This is a genomic window from Gordonia oleivorans (assembly GCF_040044975.1).
GTDB classification, from domain to species: domain Bacteria; phylum Actinomycetota; class Actinomycetes; order Mycobacteriales; family Mycobacteriaceae; genus Gordonia; species Gordonia oleivorans.
Genome location: NZ_JBDZDI010000003.1, coordinates 149835 through 166765 on the forward strand (window position 1 = coordinate 149835; position 16931 = coordinate 166765).

The 16931-nt window shown below is 69.4% G+C and carries 15 protein-coding genes; 6 read left to right on the top strand and 9 right to left on the bottom strand.

Going from position 1 to position 16931, the window contains the following annotated elements:
- Positions 1 to 105: 105 nt before the first annotated feature.
- From ABLE92_RS07240 to ABLE92_RS07265, 6 genes are all read right to left on the bottom strand, one after another.
- A complete protein-coding gene (locus ABLE92_RS07240; RefSeq protein WP_348804090.1) occupies positions 106 to 2019 on the bottom strand; it encodes a peptidoglycan D,D-transpeptidase FtsI family protein in 1914 nt (637 codons plus the stop codon).
- 21 nt (positions 2020 to 2040) lie between these two features.
- A complete protein-coding gene (gene ftsL, locus ABLE92_RS07245) occupies positions 2041 to 2928 on the bottom strand; it encodes a cell division protein FtsL (protein ID WP_348804091.1) in 888 nt (295 codons plus the stop codon).
- Entirely contained in the window at positions 2925 to 3866 is a 942-nt protein-coding gene (gene rsmH, locus ABLE92_RS07250) for a 16S rRNA (cytosine(1402)-N(4))-methyltransferase RsmH (RefSeq protein WP_496560778.1), read from the bottom strand. Before rsmH ends, ftsL begins: the two co-directional genes overlap by 4 nt.
- Before the next feature lie 284 nt (positions 3867 to 4150).
- A complete protein-coding gene (mraZ, locus tag ABLE92_RS07255; protein ID WP_348804093.1) occupies positions 4151 to 4591 on the bottom strand; it encodes a division/cell wall cluster transcriptional repressor MraZ in 441 nt (146 codons plus the stop codon).
- 595 nt (positions 4592 to 5186) lie between these two features.
- Entirely contained in the window at positions 5187 to 5588 is a 402-nt protein-coding gene (locus ABLE92_RS07260) for an SCO2097 family morphological protein (protein ID WP_348804094.1), read from the bottom strand.
- A gap of 176 nt (positions 5589 to 5764) precedes the next feature.
- Positions 5765 to 6226 carry an SAV_6107 family HEPN domain-containing protein gene (locus tag ABLE92_RS07265; RefSeq protein WP_348804095.1) on the bottom strand — a complete coding sequence of 154 codons (462 nt, stop codon included), beginning with the start codon at positions 6224 to 6226 and terminating at the stop codon, positions 5765 to 5767.
- 304 nt (positions 6227 to 6530) lie between these two features.
- Between ABLE92_RS07265 and ABLE92_RS07270 the strand changes: the two genes are divergently transcribed.
- From ABLE92_RS07270 to ABLE92_RS07280, 3 genes are all read left to right on the top strand, one after another.
- Positions 6531 to 7202 carry a GNAT family N-acetyltransferase gene (locus tag ABLE92_RS07270; RefSeq protein WP_348804096.1) on the top strand — a complete coding sequence of 224 codons (672 nt, stop codon included), beginning with the start codon at positions 6531 to 6533 and terminating at the stop codon, positions 7200 to 7202.
- A gap of 33 nt (positions 7203 to 7235) precedes the next feature.
- Positions 7236 to 8870, top strand: a complete 1635-nt coding sequence (locus ABLE92_RS07275) for a phytoene desaturase family protein (RefSeq protein WP_348804097.1) — start codon at positions 7236 to 7238, stop codon at positions 8868 to 8870.
- A 69-nt stretch (positions 8871 to 8939) separates the two neighbouring features.
- Complete coding sequence (locus ABLE92_RS07280) at positions 8940 to 9896, top strand: LppM family (lipo)protein (RefSeq protein WP_348804098.1); 957 nt, start codon at positions 8940 to 8942, stop codon at positions 9894 to 9896.
- Positions 9897 to 9979: 83 nt separating this feature from the next.
- Here the strand turns inward: ABLE92_RS07280 and ABLE92_RS07285 are convergent, their stop codons facing one another.
- Positions 9980 to 10936 carry a methylenetetrahydrofolate reductase gene (locus ABLE92_RS07285; RefSeq protein ID WP_348804099.1) on the bottom strand — a complete coding sequence of 319 codons (957 nt, stop codon included), beginning with the start codon at positions 10934 to 10936 and terminating at the stop codon, positions 9980 to 9982.
- Between the two features lie 154 nt (positions 10937 to 11090).
- Between ABLE92_RS07285 and ABLE92_RS07290 the strand changes: the two genes are divergently transcribed.
- Both ABLE92_RS07290 and mptB read left to right on the top strand, forming a co-directional pair.
- Positions 11091 to 12233, top strand: a complete 1143-nt coding sequence (locus ABLE92_RS07290; protein WP_348804100.1) for a polyprenyl synthetase family protein — start codon at positions 11091 to 11093, stop codon at positions 12231 to 12233.
- Positions 12234 to 12239: 6 nt separating this feature from the next.
- Positions 12240 to 13757, top strand: coding sequence for a polyprenol phosphomannose-dependent alpha 1,6 mannosyltransferase MptB (gene mptB, locus ABLE92_RS07295; RefSeq protein ID WP_348804101.1), 1518 nt, complete (start codon positions 12240 to 12242; stop codon positions 13755 to 13757).
- A 21-nt stretch (positions 13758 to 13778) separates the two neighbouring features.
- Here the strand turns inward: mptB and ABLE92_RS07300 are convergent, their stop codons facing one another.
- Entirely contained in the window at positions 13779 to 14144 is a 366-nt protein-coding gene (locus ABLE92_RS07300) for an Rv2175c family DNA-binding protein (RefSeq protein ID WP_348804102.1), read from the bottom strand.
- A gap of 85 nt (positions 14145 to 14229) precedes the next feature.
- Between ABLE92_RS07300 and ABLE92_RS07305 the strand changes: the two genes are divergently transcribed.
- Positions 14230 to 15420 (top strand): protein kinase domain-containing protein, encoded by a 1191-nt coding sequence (locus ABLE92_RS07305; protein ID WP_348804103.1) that lies wholly within the window; start codon positions 14230 to 14232, stop codon positions 15418 to 15420.
- 38 nt (positions 15421 to 15458) lie between these two features.
- Here ABLE92_RS07305 and ABLE92_RS07310 read toward each other — a convergent pair whose 3' ends face one another.
- Complete coding sequence (locus tag ABLE92_RS07310; RefSeq protein ID WP_348804104.1) at positions 15459 to 16865, bottom strand: class II 3-deoxy-7-phosphoheptulonate synthase; 1407 nt, start codon at positions 16863 to 16865, stop codon at positions 15459 to 15461.
- Positions 16866 to 16931: the final 66 nt, after the last annotated feature.

Consider the following 16931-nt stretch of genomic DNA (forward strand, 5'->3'; position numbering starts at 1 on the left):
GAGATGAACGCACTCACGATACCGTCAGGCATCCCCGCGTCCCGGGCGGGTCGCGCGGCGTCGTTCGAACTGTTTGCGTGAACCGCCGACGACGCGCCCGGCCGGTCAGGATGCCTGCAGAACCAACCTCGGGGTGGGCTGCGCGGACTGCGGAACGCGGTCGTGCTGCAGGATCCACGAGGCGATGGTGCCGAACAGCGGCGCCGCCGACTGGCCCCCGCTGCCGTCGGAACTGCGCCGCGGGTTGTCCAGCATGATCCCGACGACGAAGCGCGGATTGTCGGCCGGGGCGATGCCGGCGAAGGTGATGTTGTAACTGGAGTTCGAGTAGCAGCCGCACGACGGGTCGACCTGCTGGGCGGTACCGGTCTTGCCGGACAGCTGATAGCCGGCGACGGCACCCTTGGCCCCGGTGCCGCTCTGCACGCCCATCGGGTCGTCCTGGAAGACGGCCCGGAACATGTCGCGCACGGTCCGCGCGGTGTCCGGCCGGACCACCTGCACACCCGCGGGCGTCGGCTCGGTCTGGGCGCCCTGCCCTTCCCGCTGCTCCGACATCAGTATCCGCGGCGGGATGCGCAAGCCGTTGTTGGCGATGGCCTGATACATCCCGGTCATCTGCAGCAGCGTCATCGACAGGCCCTGACCGATCGGCAGGTTGGCGAACGAGCCACCCGACCACTGGCTCAGGGCGGGCACCTCGCCACCGCTCTCGGCCGGCAGTCCGACCCCGGTGAGCTTGCCGAGACCGAACCGGTTGACCATGTCGGCGAAACGTTCCTCACCGACCTGCTGGGCGAGCATCAGGGTGCCGACGTTGGACGACTTCCCGAAGATCCCGGTGGTCGTGTAGGGGGCCACGCCATGGGTCCAGGCATCGTTGACGGTGACCCCGGACATCCGGATGCTGCCGGGAACCTGATGGACCTGATCGGGAGTGGTGAGACCGTACTCGAGGGCCGCGGACGCCGTGATGATCTTGTTCACCGAGCCGGGCTCGAACGGCGAGGTGACGGCCGGATTGCCGAGATCGGCGTCGGGCTGTTCGGACAGCGGCGTCGAGGCGTTGAACGTCCCGTCGTTGGCCATCGCGAGCACCTCGCCGGTGCGGGAGTCGAGCACGACCGCCGACGCGGACTTGGCGCCGGAGAGTTGCTTGGCCTTGGACACCTCACTCTGTACGAACCACTGGATGTCGGAGTCCAGCGTCAGTCGCACCGTCGCACCGTTGATCGCCGGGTGCACGTTGCGGGTGGACCCGGGGATGATCGCCCCGTCCGAACCGCGGTCATAGGTTCGTGAACCGTCGGTGCCGGCGAGGACGGAGTCGAGTGAGGCCTCCAGCCCGATGAGGCCGTTGCCGTCGTAGTTGACGTCGCCGATCACGTTGGCCGCCAACGATCCACCGGGATAGAGACGGATGCTCTGCGGGTCGGCACCGACCTCGGGATAGTCGGCGATGATGCGGGAGGCGACCTCGGGGCTCACCGAGCGGGCGAGGTAGACGAAGGTCTCGTCGCCGGTGAGTTTCTTGCGCAGGTCGTCGACGCTGATCGATCCGCCGAGCGCCTCGGAGACGCCGGTGGCGATCTCGTTCAGTCGCGTGTCGACGTCGGGCAGGTCGGGGTTGTCGTGATGGGCCGCGCTGATGGCCGCGCGAACGGCCTTGGGCAGGAACGTCAGTGACCGTGCCTCGTCGGTGTAGGCCAGCGGCCGCCCGTTGCGGTCGAGGATCGCGCCTCGCTTGGCGGTGAGCACCTGGGTGTACTCACGTTGCTGCGCGGCCTGCGCGGACAGTTCCGGCGCTTCGATGGTGTGCACCACCACCATCCGGATCGCGACGGCGATCACCGCGAGCAGCACCACCACGCCGGCGATCCGGCTGCGGAGCACGAACGTCTCGGGACGCTTACCCGGACGCTTGGAACCGCGGGGCGGCTTCGGTGGGGTGACGCCGGTACCGCCCCTGCCGGAGGCAGGTCGTCCGGGTGCGGCGGTCGTGGTCGCACGTGTCGTCATGGTTGTCAATTGTCCACCGCGCTAACGGTTCTCCCCGGAATTTCCGCCCGGCGGGTTGCCGGTCGACGGCGCCGCGGAGGCCGGCGCGGAGGTGGGCAGCACGTTCGGCGCAGGCGTGGTGGGCGTTTGGCCCGATTCGACCGAACCACTCGGCGTCGACGACGGGACGGGTGTGGTGTTCGGCGCCGGTGTCGGAGTTGCCGGGGCGGACGTCGTCGGGGTGGATGCGGTCGGGGTCGCCGGGGCGCTCGTGGTCGTGGTGGTCGCCGCCGAACCGGACAGACCGACCGAGTCGTCGACCTTGTTGGGATCGATCTGTGCGGTCGGGTTCGGTCGCGGATCCGGGTTGATGGTGCCCATGCGGGTGCCGGTGGCCGGGGTCGGATCACCGATGATCCGCACCTTGCCGTCCGGACCGAGCACCATGCGCGCCGGGTTCTGTGCGGGTACCAGACCGAGCGCAGATGCCTTGTCGGACAACTCCGGTGCCGAGTTGCCCGATTCGAAGGTGCGCTTGAGCGCGTCGGCGTGGTCGGCCAACGCCTGATTCTCGTTGCGCGCCAAGCCGATTTCGTAGGAGTCCTGCGCCGCCATCGTCGACAGCCACAGGCTGGTACCCAGACCCAGCGCGAGCAGCAGCAGCACCGGAACGACGAAGGGAACCCGGGACAGCCGCTGCGAGAGCGTGATTCGCCGATTCCTGACGCCACCTGCGGCGGCCCGCAGCCGTGCCGCACGTGCCACGTCGGCGTCGTCGGCGGCGCGTCGTTTGCTGCGACGATCGATCGCGCGTTGGGCGGCCCGTGACCGCGTCGGGCGGTCCGCGTCCGCACCGCTCCGGCGCCGCCGTGAGTTGCCGGACGACCTCTCGCGCACTGCGTCGACGTCGACGTCGTCGATCAGGGTCATGACGTCACCTCCTCGGCGATTCGCTCGATCGCTCGAACCCGTACCGGGGCCGAACGCGGATTGCTCTCGAGTTCCGCATCGTCGGCGCGTTCTGCTCCGCGCGTGACGAGCCGGAAACGTGGTGCGGTTCCGGGCAATTCGACCGGGAGTCCGCGCGGTGAGGTGGACGTGGTGCGAAGTGCGAACTCCCGCTTGACGATCTTGTCCTCGAGCGACTGATAACTCATCACCACCACGCGTCCACCGACCCGGAGTGCGGCCAGTGCCGCCGGCAGCGCGTGGCGCAGTGCGTCGAGTTCGTGGTTGACCTCGATCCGCAACGCCTGAAAGGTGCGTTTGGCCGGGTGCCCACCGGTTCGCCGGGTGGCGGCCGGGATGGTGGCGTAGAGCAACTCGACGAGTCGTCCGCTGGTGGTGAACGGCTCGCGGTCACGTTCGCGCAGCACCGCCGAGGCGATCTTGCCGGCGAAGCGTTCCTCACCGTATTCCGAGAGCACCCTGGCGAGTTCGCCATGTGAATAGGTGTTGAGGACGTCGGCGGCGGTGGGCCCGTCGGCGAGGGTCATCCGCATGTCCAGCGGGGCGTCGACGGCGTAGGCGAATCCCCGTTCGGCCTGGTCGAGTTGCATCGACGACACCCCGAGATCGAACAACGCGGCGTCGATCCGGTCGACGCCCGCCGCGGACAGGACCGCGAGGATCTCGTCGAAACGGGCCTGATGCAACGAGATCCGGTCGCCGAATGCGGACAGCCGATCGCCCGCGATGGCCAGCGCCGAGGAATCACGATCGATGCCGATCACCCGGGCATCGGGGAATTCGGTGAGAACGAGTTCGCTGTGACCCCCGGCGCCGAGTGTGGCATCGACGAAGATCGGTTGTGCCACAGCGGCATCGGAGAGCGCCGGCGCCGTCAGTTCGATGATGCGCCGGGCCATCACCGGGATGTGACCATGCTCGCCGGAGCGACGATTCGTGGCGGTTGCGCCGCTCTCGTCGTCATCCTGCGATGTCACCGTCGTGCCCCTTCGCGTGCGCCGGCCACGCCACCCGCGCAGGGCGATGTGGTCGGAATCGTTTCCTCGGCTACGGCGGCCACCGATGGTGCGGGGTCTCGCCCCGGTCGCGCACCTGGCGTTGGGGAAGTACGCCAGGGTCGGACCGGGGCGAGGCCTCGAACCATCCGAAGCCCGGTGCATCTGTCCGGCACCCATGTTCTCGGCTACAGCACCGCGCTCAGCGATGAGGAGTTCGCCGCCGAGAAGTTCTCCTCGTGTTGGTTCTGGTAGTCACGCCATGCCTGCGCGTCCCAGATCTCCAGATGATCGAAACTGCCGATCACCACGCATTCCTTGGACAGTCCCGCGTACTGCCGATGCTCGGCCGCCAGGGTGATCCGGCCCTGGCCGTCGGGGCGTTGCTCGTCGGTGCTGGCGAAGAAGTACCGCTGGAAGGCGCGCGCTTCGGGATCGTTGCGCGACGCCTCCATCGTCCTCTCCGCGATCGCATCGAACTCTTCGGCTCGATACACCGACAGGCTGTGGTCCTGGCCTCGTGTGACCATCACCCCTCCTGCCAGTGCGTCGCGAAACTTCGCGGGCAACGTGAGTCGCCCCTTGTCATCCAATTTGGGCGTGTAGGTACCGACAAATCGCACGGACATGTCGGCACCTCCCGCCCACCGGGTCCGACGTTCCGGTTCGCCTCACCCAGTGACGCCCACAGTACCCCACTTTCCACCACTTTCCACCCCATAGCCCCCACCACTTCCCCACCGATCCCCATATCCGCAGGTCAATCACCATTCAGAGAACACCGACACGCGGCGCGGCGCGTCGTTCACGCGAGTGCCCAGCACCCGGATCGTGTGAACAGAGGTACAGAAAGTGCCTGTTGAGGCGGGCCCGGGCCCGCGGTGGGGCGTGGTGGGGAACCGGGTGGGGCGTGGTGGGGAATGCGGTGGGGCGTGGTGGAGAACCCGGTGGGGCGCGGTGGGGAACCAACTGGGGACCCGGCGGGGCGTGATGGGGCCCGATTGGGGACGCACAGTCACGGCAGGACCGTTGCGAAGGACATCCTGGTGAGCAACCGCGCGGCCACCGGTCGAGAATCACGGGCGGACCCGGCATTGGCGTACCGGTGGCGGTGTACCCGTAGCGGCGTGCCGATGGCACACACGACGACGGCGGCGCACATTGTGTGCGCCGCCGTCGACTGGTAGAGCTGCGGACCGTCTGGTCCGAGATCAGGTCAGAGTGTCACTCGCCGTGCTCGAAGCGGCGGTTGAACCGTTCCTCCATGCGCTCGGTGAACTTACGCTTGGGCGCGGACTGCTTGCCACCGCGGCCGGCCGAGTCCGAACCGCCGGACGACTTGCCCGGCTTGCCGCCGCCCCACAACGCCAGGAGTGCGGCGCCGAACATCACGAGGAATCCGACGAGGGACAGGATCGGGAACCCACCAACCGTGAGACCGGTGATCGGTCCCAGCACCAGCAGGACCAGTCCGAGGACGAAAACGACCGCCGCTTGAATGCGACGACGACCTGACGACCGCCCGAGACGGCGACGTGTGACGCTGGACGCGAACTTCGGGTCCTCCGCGTACAGAGCGCTTTCGATCTCTTCGAGCATCCGCTGCTCGTGCTCTGAGAGTGGCACCGACCCTCCTTACCTGTTACCGACGAGTCATCGATGAGTGCGTTGCCGCGATCTTCGACGATGACGTGTCTCGCGGCGTTTCTTTCATGATACGAGGTGATTCGGGCGGCGACCACCATAACCGCCCCCGTTGGATCGAATTCATGTCTTCCGACCCCATCGATCGACCGATCCGCTCAGGCCGGATGCGCCAAGGAGGGCTCGGCGGAGGGGCGTCCACCGCGTTCATAGGCCATGACCAGCGTCTCGACGGCGTCGAGAAACTCCAGCACCCGGCGATGGGTCTCGGCGCCGACGCCGGGATCCACCGAGCGCTCGATCCCCGCCTCGATATTCATCCGAAGAGAGGATCGGGCGGCGAAGAAGTCGGCGTAGAAATCCAATTCCGGCATCACGATCGCCAGCCTGCTCCAGGCGTTCGTCGGCAGTCCGCGGGTGGATCGGCGCGAGGACTCCCCGATCGCGATCGCCGCTCCGGCGGCGCGCAGGGCGGCGAGGTAGAGCTGCCGGAAGCGTTCGGCGTCATCGATGACCGCGATGGCGTTGTCGAGGAGCAGATCCGCGCGTGACAGCAGGTCACGTGCCCGACCCACGACGATCGGGTCCACCACCGTTGCGGACTGTGCGCGACGTGCCATCGTGATCCCCTTTCCTCGTGGTGCCCGTCTCACCCGTTCCGCGCCCGAACCCAGCAGCGCCCGAACCCAGCAGCGCCCGAGCCCGGCAGCGCGATCGGCAAGTGTGTGTTCGCGTACCGTTCAACACGGCCCGGTGGCAGACGCTTCCCTCGTCCACCACCGGATCGTGTCGTCGTCGGGCATCGGCGAACAGCTTGCGGAGGCACATTCATCGAACACCCGTTCGACATATTCAATATAGCTAGATCCGCTCCAGAGATCAAGATGCCCGATGCCACCGACAATCCGACCAGAGAGGCTCCTCGTGACGATCCGGCTCGTCAGGCTGCAGGGACAGGATTCCGCTGTCTGGCTCGAGCCCGCGCTCGACATCTACGTCACGGCGATGAACTATCCGCGCGGTACCGAACTGCATCGGGCCGGACTCTGGCGCGAACACATCGCACGCACCGGGTGGACCGCGTTCGGCGCCCTGCAGCGGCTGCCCCCCGCGACGACCGCGTCGATGGACGTCGCCCGGCGCCGCATCGGATTGCCGATCTCACCGGACGCCGACGAGGTCCTCGTCGGCATCGCCTACGGATACCGCGGCGCCCGGGACCAATGGTGGAATCAGCAGCTGCGGGCCGGTCTGCGCGTGTCCGGACGCGATCCGCACGTCATCGACGACCTCACCGACAGCTACTTCGAACTGACCGAACTGCACGTCCACCCGACCGCCCAGGGACACGGGATCGGGCAGTGGTTGCTGTGTCAGCTCCTGGCCGACCGGCCCGAACGACACGTGTTGCTCTCGACTCCCGAGATACCCGACGAACGCAACCGCGCATGGTCGCTCTACCGCCGGATGGGATTCTGCGACGTGCTGCGCAACTTCACCTTCACCGGCGATCCGCGTCCCTTCGCGTTCCTCGGCCGCGGACTGCCCCTCGTCGATCCCCCCGCGATGCCGGCAGGTCGCCATGCCTGCCCGTGACCGGTCGCATCGCCTGCCGCCGACGATCGCGCGATGACCTCACCACCGATGACCTCACCCCATCGCCTCACCGACGCCGTCGTGGTGGGCGGTGGTCACAACGGGCTGGTCGCCGCCGCCTACCTGGGCCGGGCCGGGCGGTCGGTGCGCGTCCTGGAACGCGATACCGTGCCGGGCGGCGCCGTGTCGACCATCGAGCGCTTCCCCGGTTATCGGGTCGACCGCGGATCGTCGGCGCACCTGATGATCCGGCATTCCCCGGTGCCCGACGAGCTGTCGCTGAGCGCGGTGGGTCTGACCTACCTCGACTGCGATCCGTGGGCGTTCTGCCCCGCCACCGACACCACCGGCCCGATCGTGTTCCGCACCGACCTCGACGCGACGTGCGCTTCCATCGAACGCGCATGCGGCCCCGAGGACGCCGCGGCCTATCGCGACTTCGTGGCCACCTGGACCCCGCGCGCCGAGGCACTCATGCGGTCGTTCTACCAACCGGCCACCCCCGGCCGGTTCGCGCAGGCGTTCGGCACCCTCGGAACCACCGCCACCACCGCGCGTCGCGGGCCGATCGGCGCGCGTTCGGGCCGGATGCTCTCGCTCACCCAGGAGCTGATGTCCTCCGGTGATGCCCTGCTGGATCGCTGGTTCCGCTCCGAACAGCTCAAGGCGGCCCTGGCCTGGTTCGGAGCGCAGTCCGGTCCGCCGATGAACGCTCCGGCGACCGCCCCGATGATCGGTTTCGCCGCGCTCATGCACCGGATACCGCCGGGACGTGCGGTCGGCGGCAGCGGCGCGCTCACCGAGGCGTTGTTACGCCGCATCGATTCCGACGGCGGCGAGGTGCGCACGGCATCCACCGCCACCGAGATCGGCCGATGCGGCGACCACTGGCGGGTGCGGACCGCCGACGGTGAGGGTCATTGCGGCCGAACCGTCATCAGTGCCTGCCACATCATGACCACCCTCGAGTTGCTGCTGGCCGGCGGATTCGACGCCGATCTCCTCACCCGATGGCGTTCGCAGATCGTCGTCGGCACCGGGATCGGCATGGCGGTGCGGCTGGGCACGCGCGATCTGCCCACCTACCGGGATCTGCCCGGCGATCTGCCCGCCCATGGCGTGCACTCCGGGCTCGGACTGCTGGTGTCGGATCGCGCGCACCTGCGACGCGCCGAGGCCGCGGCCGCCGTCGGAGAACTCCCGGCGCGACCGGCCTGTGTGGCGATGAGCTACTCGGCGATCGATCCCTCCCTCGCCCCGGCCGACCGGCATCTGATCACCCTGTGGGCGCAGTGGCATCCGCGCCGGCTCGCCGACGGAACCTCCTGGTCGGCCGCCGAACACTTCGCCACCGACGCGATCATCGCCGAACTCGAACGTCACGCCCCCGGCATCACCGACAGCGTCGAGCACCGCTTCGGGCAGACCCCGGAGTTCCTCGAGTCCGAGTTGGGTCTCGTCGGCGGCAACATCATGCACGTCGAGATGTCGATCGATCAGATGTTCATGTTCCGGCCGCATCCGGACCTCTCCGGCCACACGGTGCCCGGCGCCGACGGGGTGTTGCTCGCCGGCGCATCGACCCATCCCGGCGGCGGCGTCACCGGGGCCAGCGGCCGCATCGCCGGACTCGCCGCGGTCGCGCGGACCCGTCGTCGCCGTCGCTGACCCGCCACGTCGGTCACCGATGCCGCCACGGACGTGTCGCCCACCCCGCGGCGACGGGTCTCTGGCACGATGAGCACCGTGCGCCCGCCGACTCCACGACCGATGCCGCGTCCCCGCAACCATCGCCGCCCCGCCTTCCTGCTCGCGGTGCTGCTCATGCTGGCCGCGCCACTGATGTCGGGATGTCTGGAACGCTCGACGACGGTCGGCGATCGCTTCGCGGGCAGCGTGATCGTCGCGACGAGCCCGGACAATCCGCGCGGCGCACCGCAGTTCGACATCCCCGAATCGATGCGCCGCGACATCGCGATCACCGACTATCGCGAAGGACCGTCGACCAGCGCCTCGGCGCAACCGCAACCCGGCGGTGGCACCGCGGAGGGGGACGACACCGCGACCCGGGTCGGTAGTCGGGCCACATTCAGCAATCTCACCGCCGGACAACTCGGCCAACTCGGCGACATCGTGGCCGACAGCTTCGGCGACACGACGATGACGATGGAGCTCAGTGCCAAACGCAGCGGCGACGTGGTGCGGTTCCGCGGCACCGCCGACCTCACCGGCCTGGTGGCCAACCGCGACTACGTGAAACTCACCATGTCCTTCGCGGGTCCGGTGACCGCGACCAACGGCGATCAGAGCAGCGACACGTCGGTCTCGTGGACTCCCGAACCCGGCAAACCCGCCGACTTCACCGCCGAGGCCACCTATGCCGATCCGGCCACCGCGGCGTTCGGCGGGTGGACGATCCTGATGGTGCTGATCTGCCTCGCGGTGGTCCTGGTGGTCGCCCGGCTGGCCTACGTCTCCCGTGATCGCAGCCCGCGCCCGGGCCGGCCCGCCGAGACGGCGAAGACCTCGAAGACGAAGACCGGCAAGCGATCGACAAGCAAGAACACGAGCGCCGATGCCGCTTCCCCCGGACCGTCGGGTCCCCGCGGCGACGAACCCGCGCGGGATGCGGCGGCGGTCGGATCGACGCCGACGGCGGGCCGACACGAGATACCCCGCTCGGAGAGCGAGTAATCGCCTGCCTCGCCGGGCGATTGCCGGTGGGATTGCCGGTGGGATTGCCCAGGCGGCCGGCCCGGCGAACGGGTGACCGGGAATCAGCCGACGGCGCTCGGCAACGCCTCCCGGGTGTCGACGCCGAGCCGTTCGAGGACCTCGCAGGTGGCCTTGGCGAAGTTGAGACTGCAGAAGTGCAGGCACACGACGCCCTCGGCGATCAGCCGCTGGGCGGTCTCGGTGGCGAAATCGATGCCCACCTGACGCACCGCGGCGCGGTCCTCCTCGGGACCGTCGCCGGCGGCCGCGGCGAATCGCTGCTCCACGGCCGGCGGGATCACCGACCCCGACAGCTGGGTCATCCGCCGCGCGCTGGCCAGCGAGGTGATCGGCATGAGGCCCGGGATCAGTGGCTTGTGCGCCTGTTCCGGATCGGCGGCGGCCACCCGGTCACGCAGCCGCAGGAAGTCCTCGACATCGAAGAACATCTGCGACACCGAGTATTCCGCACCCGCTCGCAGCTTGTTGACCAGCACCTCGGTGTCCTGGGCGAGGTCACGGGCCCGATGGTGGCCCTCGGGGAAGGAGGCGACGCCCACGTGGAAGTCGCCGAGACTCTCGATCAGTTCGACGAGTTCCTGCGCATACGACAGACCCTGCGGGTGGCGGACCCACTCGCCGAGGGGATCACCGGGCGGGTCGCCGCGCAGGGCGAGCAGGTTGGTGATGCCCTGATCGGCGTAGGCGCCGACGAGTCCGCGCAGTTCGGCGATGCTGTGGTTGACCGCGGTCAGGTGGGCGACGGGCAGCAGCGTGGTCTGGGCGGCGAGCTCACCGGCGATGCGCACGGTGCGGTCCCGGGTCGAGCCACCGGCACCGTAGGTCAGTGACACGAAGGCCGGATCGAGGCGCTCGAAGACCCGCACCGCCCGCCACAGACGGGCCTCGGCGTCGGCGTCGCGTGGGGGGAAGAACTCGACCGAGAAATGCACCACGCCGTTGGCCGGCGGCGTGGCGAGGCGCTCGACGACGGACGTCGCCGGGGAGGAGGTGGTCACCGCGCCATTGTACGTATGACGGGCGATCTCCTCCGCGCGGCGCACGCCGCCGATGTAGGGCGCCCTTCCCTCACTCCGCCCCGGACTCGGACGCCGATTCCGTGGGCGCGACGGCAGCCCCGGAGCGTCACGCGCCATGCCCTAGCCTGAGTGGGTGACGCCGACCGTAGTCCCACCGACCTCGTTGTCGGAGGTGCCCGCCGCCTCCGGCGTCGTGCTCGAGGAGTTCTTCGCCCGCGCAGTGCCGGTGGCCGGCGAGATCTCGCCGGTGGTCGGCCACGCCGCCGAGATCGTCGCCGACTTCGTGCGGTACGGCGGCAAACGGGTCCGGCCCACCTTCGGCTACGCGGGCTGGCTCTGCGGGATCGGCCACCCCGATCGTCGTCCACCGCAACCGGAGCAGACCGCGACGGATGCGTTACGCGTCTGTGCCGCACTGGAACTCGTGCAGGCATGCGCCCTGATCCACGACGACATCATCGACCACTCCGACACGCGTCGCGGCCGCCCGACCGTGCACCGACTCTTCGAACAGCACCACCGGGAGTCAGGGTGGTCCGGCGATGCCGCCGATCACGGTGTGGCGGCGGCGATCCTGGCCGGTGACTTCGCCCTGGCCTGGGCCGACGACATGGTTGCCGGGCACTCCCCCGCCGGCGCGGATCCCACCGACGCCGCACCGACCCCCCTGCCCGCCGGCGTCGGTTCGACGTGGGCGGCGATGCGCACCGAGGTCCTCGGTGGCCAGTATCTCGACATCGTCAACGAGGCCAGCGGCGACGACAGCGTCGAGGCGGCCTATCGGGTGATGCGATACAAGACCGCCGCCTACACCGTGGCCCGGCCTCTCGAACTCGGCGCCCGGATGGCCGGGGCGCCACCACAACTGCTCGACGACCTGGCCGCCGTCGGCCACGACCTCGGCATCGCCTTCCAGTTGCGTGACGACATCCTCGGGGTGTTCGGCGACCCCGACCGCACCGGCAAACCGTCCGGCGACGACCTCGTCGAGGGCAAGCGCACGGTGCTCCTCGCCTCCGGGTTGCGCCGGGCCACCGACCGCGACCCGGCACTGGCCGACCGTCTGCGCGGATACCTCGGCCGGACGCTGGACTCCGACGAACTCGCCGGTGCCCGTTCGATCCTCGTCGACGTCGGCGCCCGTGCGGAGGTCGAGGACCGCGTCGACGGACTGCTCGGGTCGGCGATCGCACGCCTGGACGCGGCAGACATCGCCGCCGGCGTCCGGACCGAACTGTGCGGCCTGGCCGAGTCGATAGCGCACCGTGAGGCCTGATCGTCGATGCGCCACAGCGTGATCGCCGCCGGCGACGGTGAGCTCACCACCCACCGTGACGGTACTCGTGCCGACATCTGGCGCGGCCTCGTCGGGTCGATCCTCGTCTGTCTCGGCGGGTTCGCGGTCGCCGACATCCCGCGCAATCATCCGGGACTCGCCGGTCTGGGTCTCGACGCGGTGACCTACGGACACGGTAAGACGTTGGTCGGCACCATCTTCTGGCTGGGTGTGGCGCTGATGATCTTCTCGTGGGTACGGATCGGCCGCCGCGTCGGCCCGCGGGTCGCGCCCGCCGATCGTCCGTCGGCGACGACCATCCGCTGGGCCGTGATCGGCTGGGCTGCACCACTTCTGGTGTCCGTCCCGCTGTTCAGCCGGGATGTCTACGCCTATCTCGGCCAGGCGTCGGTGTTCGGTGCCGGGTTCGATCCGTATGCCGACGGCCCGGCACATCACCCCGGCCCGCTGGTCGACAGCATGGCGCAGGTCTGGGCGTCGACCACCGCGCCGTACGGCCCGATGTTCATGGCCATCGCCCGTGGCGTCGTCGAGATCACCGGTGAGCACGTGTATCTCGGCGTCATCGCGACGCGCGTGGTGTTGCTGCCCGGGTTGGCCCTGTCGTTGTGGGCGGTCGGGCGTCTGGCCGATCACTTCGGCGCCGGCGCGCAGGCCGGGCTGTGGCTGGCCCTGCTCAACCCGATGGTGCTGATCCACCTCGTCGGCGGACCTCACGTGGAGTTGCTGATGATGGGCCTGCTCGCCGCGGGTGTCGCCCTCGTCGTCGACGGCCGCCACGTCGCGGGGCTCACCGTGCTGGGGCTCGCGGTCTCGGTCAAGATCACCGCGGGCGTGGCGATTCCGTTCATGCTGTGGATCTGGCTGGCGCACATACGCTCGCAGCGCACACTCACCGCCCGGGACGTGACGTCGACGCTCGCCGCGGTGGTGGCGGTCCCGGTGGCCGTATTCGCCGCGTGGACAGCGGCGCTGGGACTCGGTCTGGGCTGGCTGACCGGACTGGGGTGGGCCGATCGGATCATCAACTGGTTCACCCTGCCCACCGCGGCCGCCCACCTGGTCACGCTGGTGGCCGCACCCTTCACCTCGTTGAGCCTGTGGCCGGTGCTGACGGTGACCCGGGCGATCGGGGCCGTCTGCCTGGCGCCCATCCTGGTCGCCCTGTGGTGGCGCGGTCGGCGCGACGAACGCTCCGCCATGACAGCGCTGGCGTGGGCGATGCTGGCGGTGCTGGTGCTCGAACCGTCCACCCTGCCGTGGTACTACACGTGGGTTCTGGTGATCGCCGCCGCGTTCACGCTCCCCGAGTGGACCCGCGCCCTCGTCGTCGCCGTCTCCGCCTTCATGCTGATCGTGTTCCAGCCCGACGACTCGATCGTGTTCTACAAGCTCCCCGAGGTGGTGCTGGCCGTCGCGCTGTCCGCGCTCGCGGCGATCTCGCTGATCCGCCCGGATCCGTTGCGGCTGCGGGCGCTCGCCCGGCGCGCCTGGGGTGCGTGACCGGGCCTTTGGGGCGTGTCCTCAGAAGGCCTCGGCCTGCGCGCGGCGGATGACCTCGCGCGCCGAATGCGTGTGCAGGGCCGCGGCCGGACACATGCCGAGATCGTCCTGCACGGTGAACAACCACGCCATCGCGTCGTCGCGGGTGAACCCACCGTCGAGGAGGACGTCGACGAGACCGGTGAAATGCTTGGCGATCCCGAGGTCGTCGAAGAACAGGCACGGGATCGCCGGCTGTCGGTCTCGCGAGATGGCGAGCAGGCGATGGTCCCGGATGAGGGTGCGCACCTTGGTCGATGACACCCGGAGTCGGGCTGCCACCTGATCGACGGAGTAGGTCTCGACGTCGGCGGGAATGGTGTCCGGCGAGAGCGGAAGTGAACTCACCGCCCAGAGCCTACCGTCTCACCGCGCGCCGTGGCGCACGGTTGTGCACGACTCGCGCGGTGGGACACGGGTAGATTGCATTGACGTGAAGGCTGGCGTCGACGAGGTGATCGGATCGGTCCTCGAGGACCGCTACCGCATCGATGCGCCGATCGCCCGTGGCGGGATGTCGGCGGTGTATCTCGGGGTGGATCTGCGACTCGGCCGCGACGTCGCGGTCAAGGTGATGGACACCCGGTACGCCGCCGATCCACAGTTCTTGCGCCGCTTCGAGTTCGAGGCGCGCGCGGTGGCCGGGCTGAAGCATCCCGGACTGGTGGCGGTCTACGACCAGGGCATCGACGACGGGGTGGCGTTCCTGGTGATGGAACTCGTCGAAGGCGGGAGCCTGCGCGAGTTGCTGCGCGAACGTGGACCGATGCCACCGCATGCCGTCGTGGCGGTCGCCGACCCGGTCCTGGGCGGCCTGGGCACCGCCCACCGCGCCGGACTGGTGCACCGCGACGTCAAACCGGAGAACGTCCTGATCTCCGATGCCGGGGAGGTCAAGGTCGCCGACTTCGGGCTGGTGCGCGCCGTCGCCGAATCCGGGGTCACCTCGGCGAGCGTCATCCTGGGCACCGCCGCCTATCTCTCCCCCGAGCAGGTGGAGGCGGCGCACGCCGACGCCCGCAGCGACGTGTACTCCATGGGCGTGATGATGTTCGAACTGCTCACCGGCCGAACACCTTTCCGCGGTGACACACCTCTGGCACTGGCGTACCAGCGACTCACCTACGATGTGCCGGCACCCGGTGACGTGATCGCCGGCGTGCCCACCGAACTCGACGAGATCGTGCTGCGGGCCACCGAACGACGACCCGCCGACCGCTACGCCGACGGCTTCGCGATGCGGGAGGCGCTTCTCGACGTCGCCGACGACCTCGACCTGCCGCCGTTCACCGTGCCCGCCCCGCGCCGCTCGGCCGAACGCGACACGGTCGCACGTCTGCGCGCTCGAGCGGGCGCCGCCCATCACACCCGGGTGGCCTCCCGTCCACAGCCGGCCGCCCCCGACTCCGAGGCCGGCGACGACGAGGCACGCGAGGCATCCCGGCGCCCGTCACGTGCGGCCACGCCACGCGTCGAGACACCTCCCCATCCCCTCGCCGAGGAGATGGCCGATACCGCGTCGGGTCGTCTCCGCGCGCTGATCTGGATCGTCGTGGTGCTGATGCTCGCGGCCGTCGCCGGTGGCGTCGGGTGGTGGGTGGGCTCGATGCTGCCGGTCACCTGAACCGTCGCCGGAACGCCCGGCCCACGCCCGGGCGTTCCTCAGCCGCGCAGCATCTCCGCGACCAGGAAGGCCAACTCCAGCGACTGCTGGGTGTTCAGGCGCGGATCGCAGGCCGTCTCGTACCGGCCGGCGAGGTCGAGATCGGAGATGTCCTGGGCCCCGCCGAGGCACTCGGTCACATCCTCGCCGGTCAACTCGATGTGGATGCCGCCCGGGTGGGTGCCGAGAGCGTGATGGACCTCGAAGAAGCCCTGCACCTCGTCGACCACCCGGTCGAAGTGCCGGGTCTTGTAGCCGGTCGACGACTCGTGGGTGTTGCCGTGCATCGGATCGCTCTGCCAGATCACCTTGTGGCCGCTGGCCTCGACGGCGGTCACGATGGCCGGCAGCACATCACGCACCTTGCCGTTGCCCATCCGCGCCACCAGCGTCAGCCGACCGGGCTCGTTGTACGGATCGAGGCGCTCGACGTACTCGACCGCCTGCTCCGGGGTGGTCGACGGCCCGATCTTGACGCCGATCGGATTGCGGATCAGCTCGGCGAAGGCGATGTGGGCGCCGTCGAGTTGCCGGGTGCGTTCCCCGATCCAGAGGAAGTGCGCGGACAGGTCGTAGAGCACCTTTCCATCCGGGCCGGCACTCGGATCCTCGGGTGCGTCGGCCAGGCGCAGCAACGCGCGCTCGTAGTCGATGACCAGCGCCTCGTGCGAGGCGAAGATGTCGGCGGCGCCCAGCGACGCGTCGTCGACGCCACAGGCGTCCATGAATCGCAGCCCGCGATCGATCTCGGCGGCGAGTGCCTCATACCGCGCACCGGCCGGTGAGGTGCGCACGAACTCGCGGTTCCAGTCGTGCACCCGGCGCAGGTCCGCCTCCGAATGAGTCAGTGCCCGAACGAGATTCATCGCCGCGGAGGCGTTGGCGTAGGCGCGGACCAGGCGCGAGGGATCGTGGATGCGCACCCCCGGTTCCGCCGGGAACCCGTTGACCATGTCACCGCGATAGGACGGCAGGCCGAGGGCGTCGGTGTCCGACGAGCGCGGCTTGGCGTACTGCCCGGCGATGCGGGCGAGCTTGACCACCGGCATGCTGGCGCCGTAGGTGAGCACCACCGCCATCTGCAGCAGCGTGCGGATATTGCCCTTGATGTGCGGCTCGGTGTTGTCGGCGAACGTCTCGGCACAGTCACCGCCCTGCAGCAGGAAGGCGCGGCCCTGCGCGACCTCGGCGAGCTGCTCGCCGAGCGTGCGCACCTCGGCGGGCATGCAGATCGGCGGAACGCTTTCCAGCACCGTACGCATCCGGCGGGCCTCGTCGGCGGGCCAGCTCGGCTGCTGCAGGGCGGGCCGGCCGAGGGCGTCGGCAAAGCGCGCCTGCAGGTCACCCGGCAACGGCGGGAGTTCGGGCAATTCGTCGATCGGAACGTCTACGGTCCAGTTCACCACCCGTCCAGCGTAGCGACCGGCCGGAGACGATCATCCCGGGACCGTCATATCGGACGTCGACGATGT

What these genes read in the sequence shown, in the direction of transcription:
- ABLE92_RS07240 (WP_348804090.1), bottom strand. Translation starts at nt 2,019, where the DNA reads ATGACGACACGTGCGACCACGACCGCCGCACCCGGACGACCTGCCTCC.
- ftsL (WP_348804091.1), bottom strand. Translation starts at nt 2,928, where the DNA reads ATGACCCTGATCGACGACGTCGACGTCGACGCAGTGCGCGAGAGGTCG.
- rsmH (WP_496560778.1), bottom strand. Translation starts at nt 3,866, where the DNA reads ATGGCCCGGCGCATCATCGAACTGACGGCGCCGGCGCTCTCCGATGCC.
- mraZ (WP_348804093.1), bottom strand. Translation starts at nt 4,591, where the DNA reads ATGTCCGTGCGATTTGTCGGTACCTACACGCCCAAATTGGATGACAAG.
- ABLE92_RS07265 (WP_348804095.1), bottom strand. Translation starts at nt 6,226, where the DNA reads ATGGCACGTCGCGCACAGTCCGCAACGGTGGTGGACCCGATCGTCGTG.
- ABLE92_RS07275 (WP_348804097.1), top strand. Translation starts at nt 7,236, where the DNA reads ATGACCTCACCACCGATGACCTCACCCCATCGCCTCACCGACGCCGTC.
- ABLE92_RS07280 (WP_348804098.1), top strand. Translation starts at nt 8,940, where the DNA reads ATGAGCACCGTGCGCCCGCCGACTCCACGACCGATGCCGCGTCCCCGC.
- mptB (WP_348804101.1), top strand. Translation starts at nt 12,240, where the DNA reads ATGCGCCACAGCGTGATCGCCGCCGGCGACGGTGAGCTCACCACCCAC.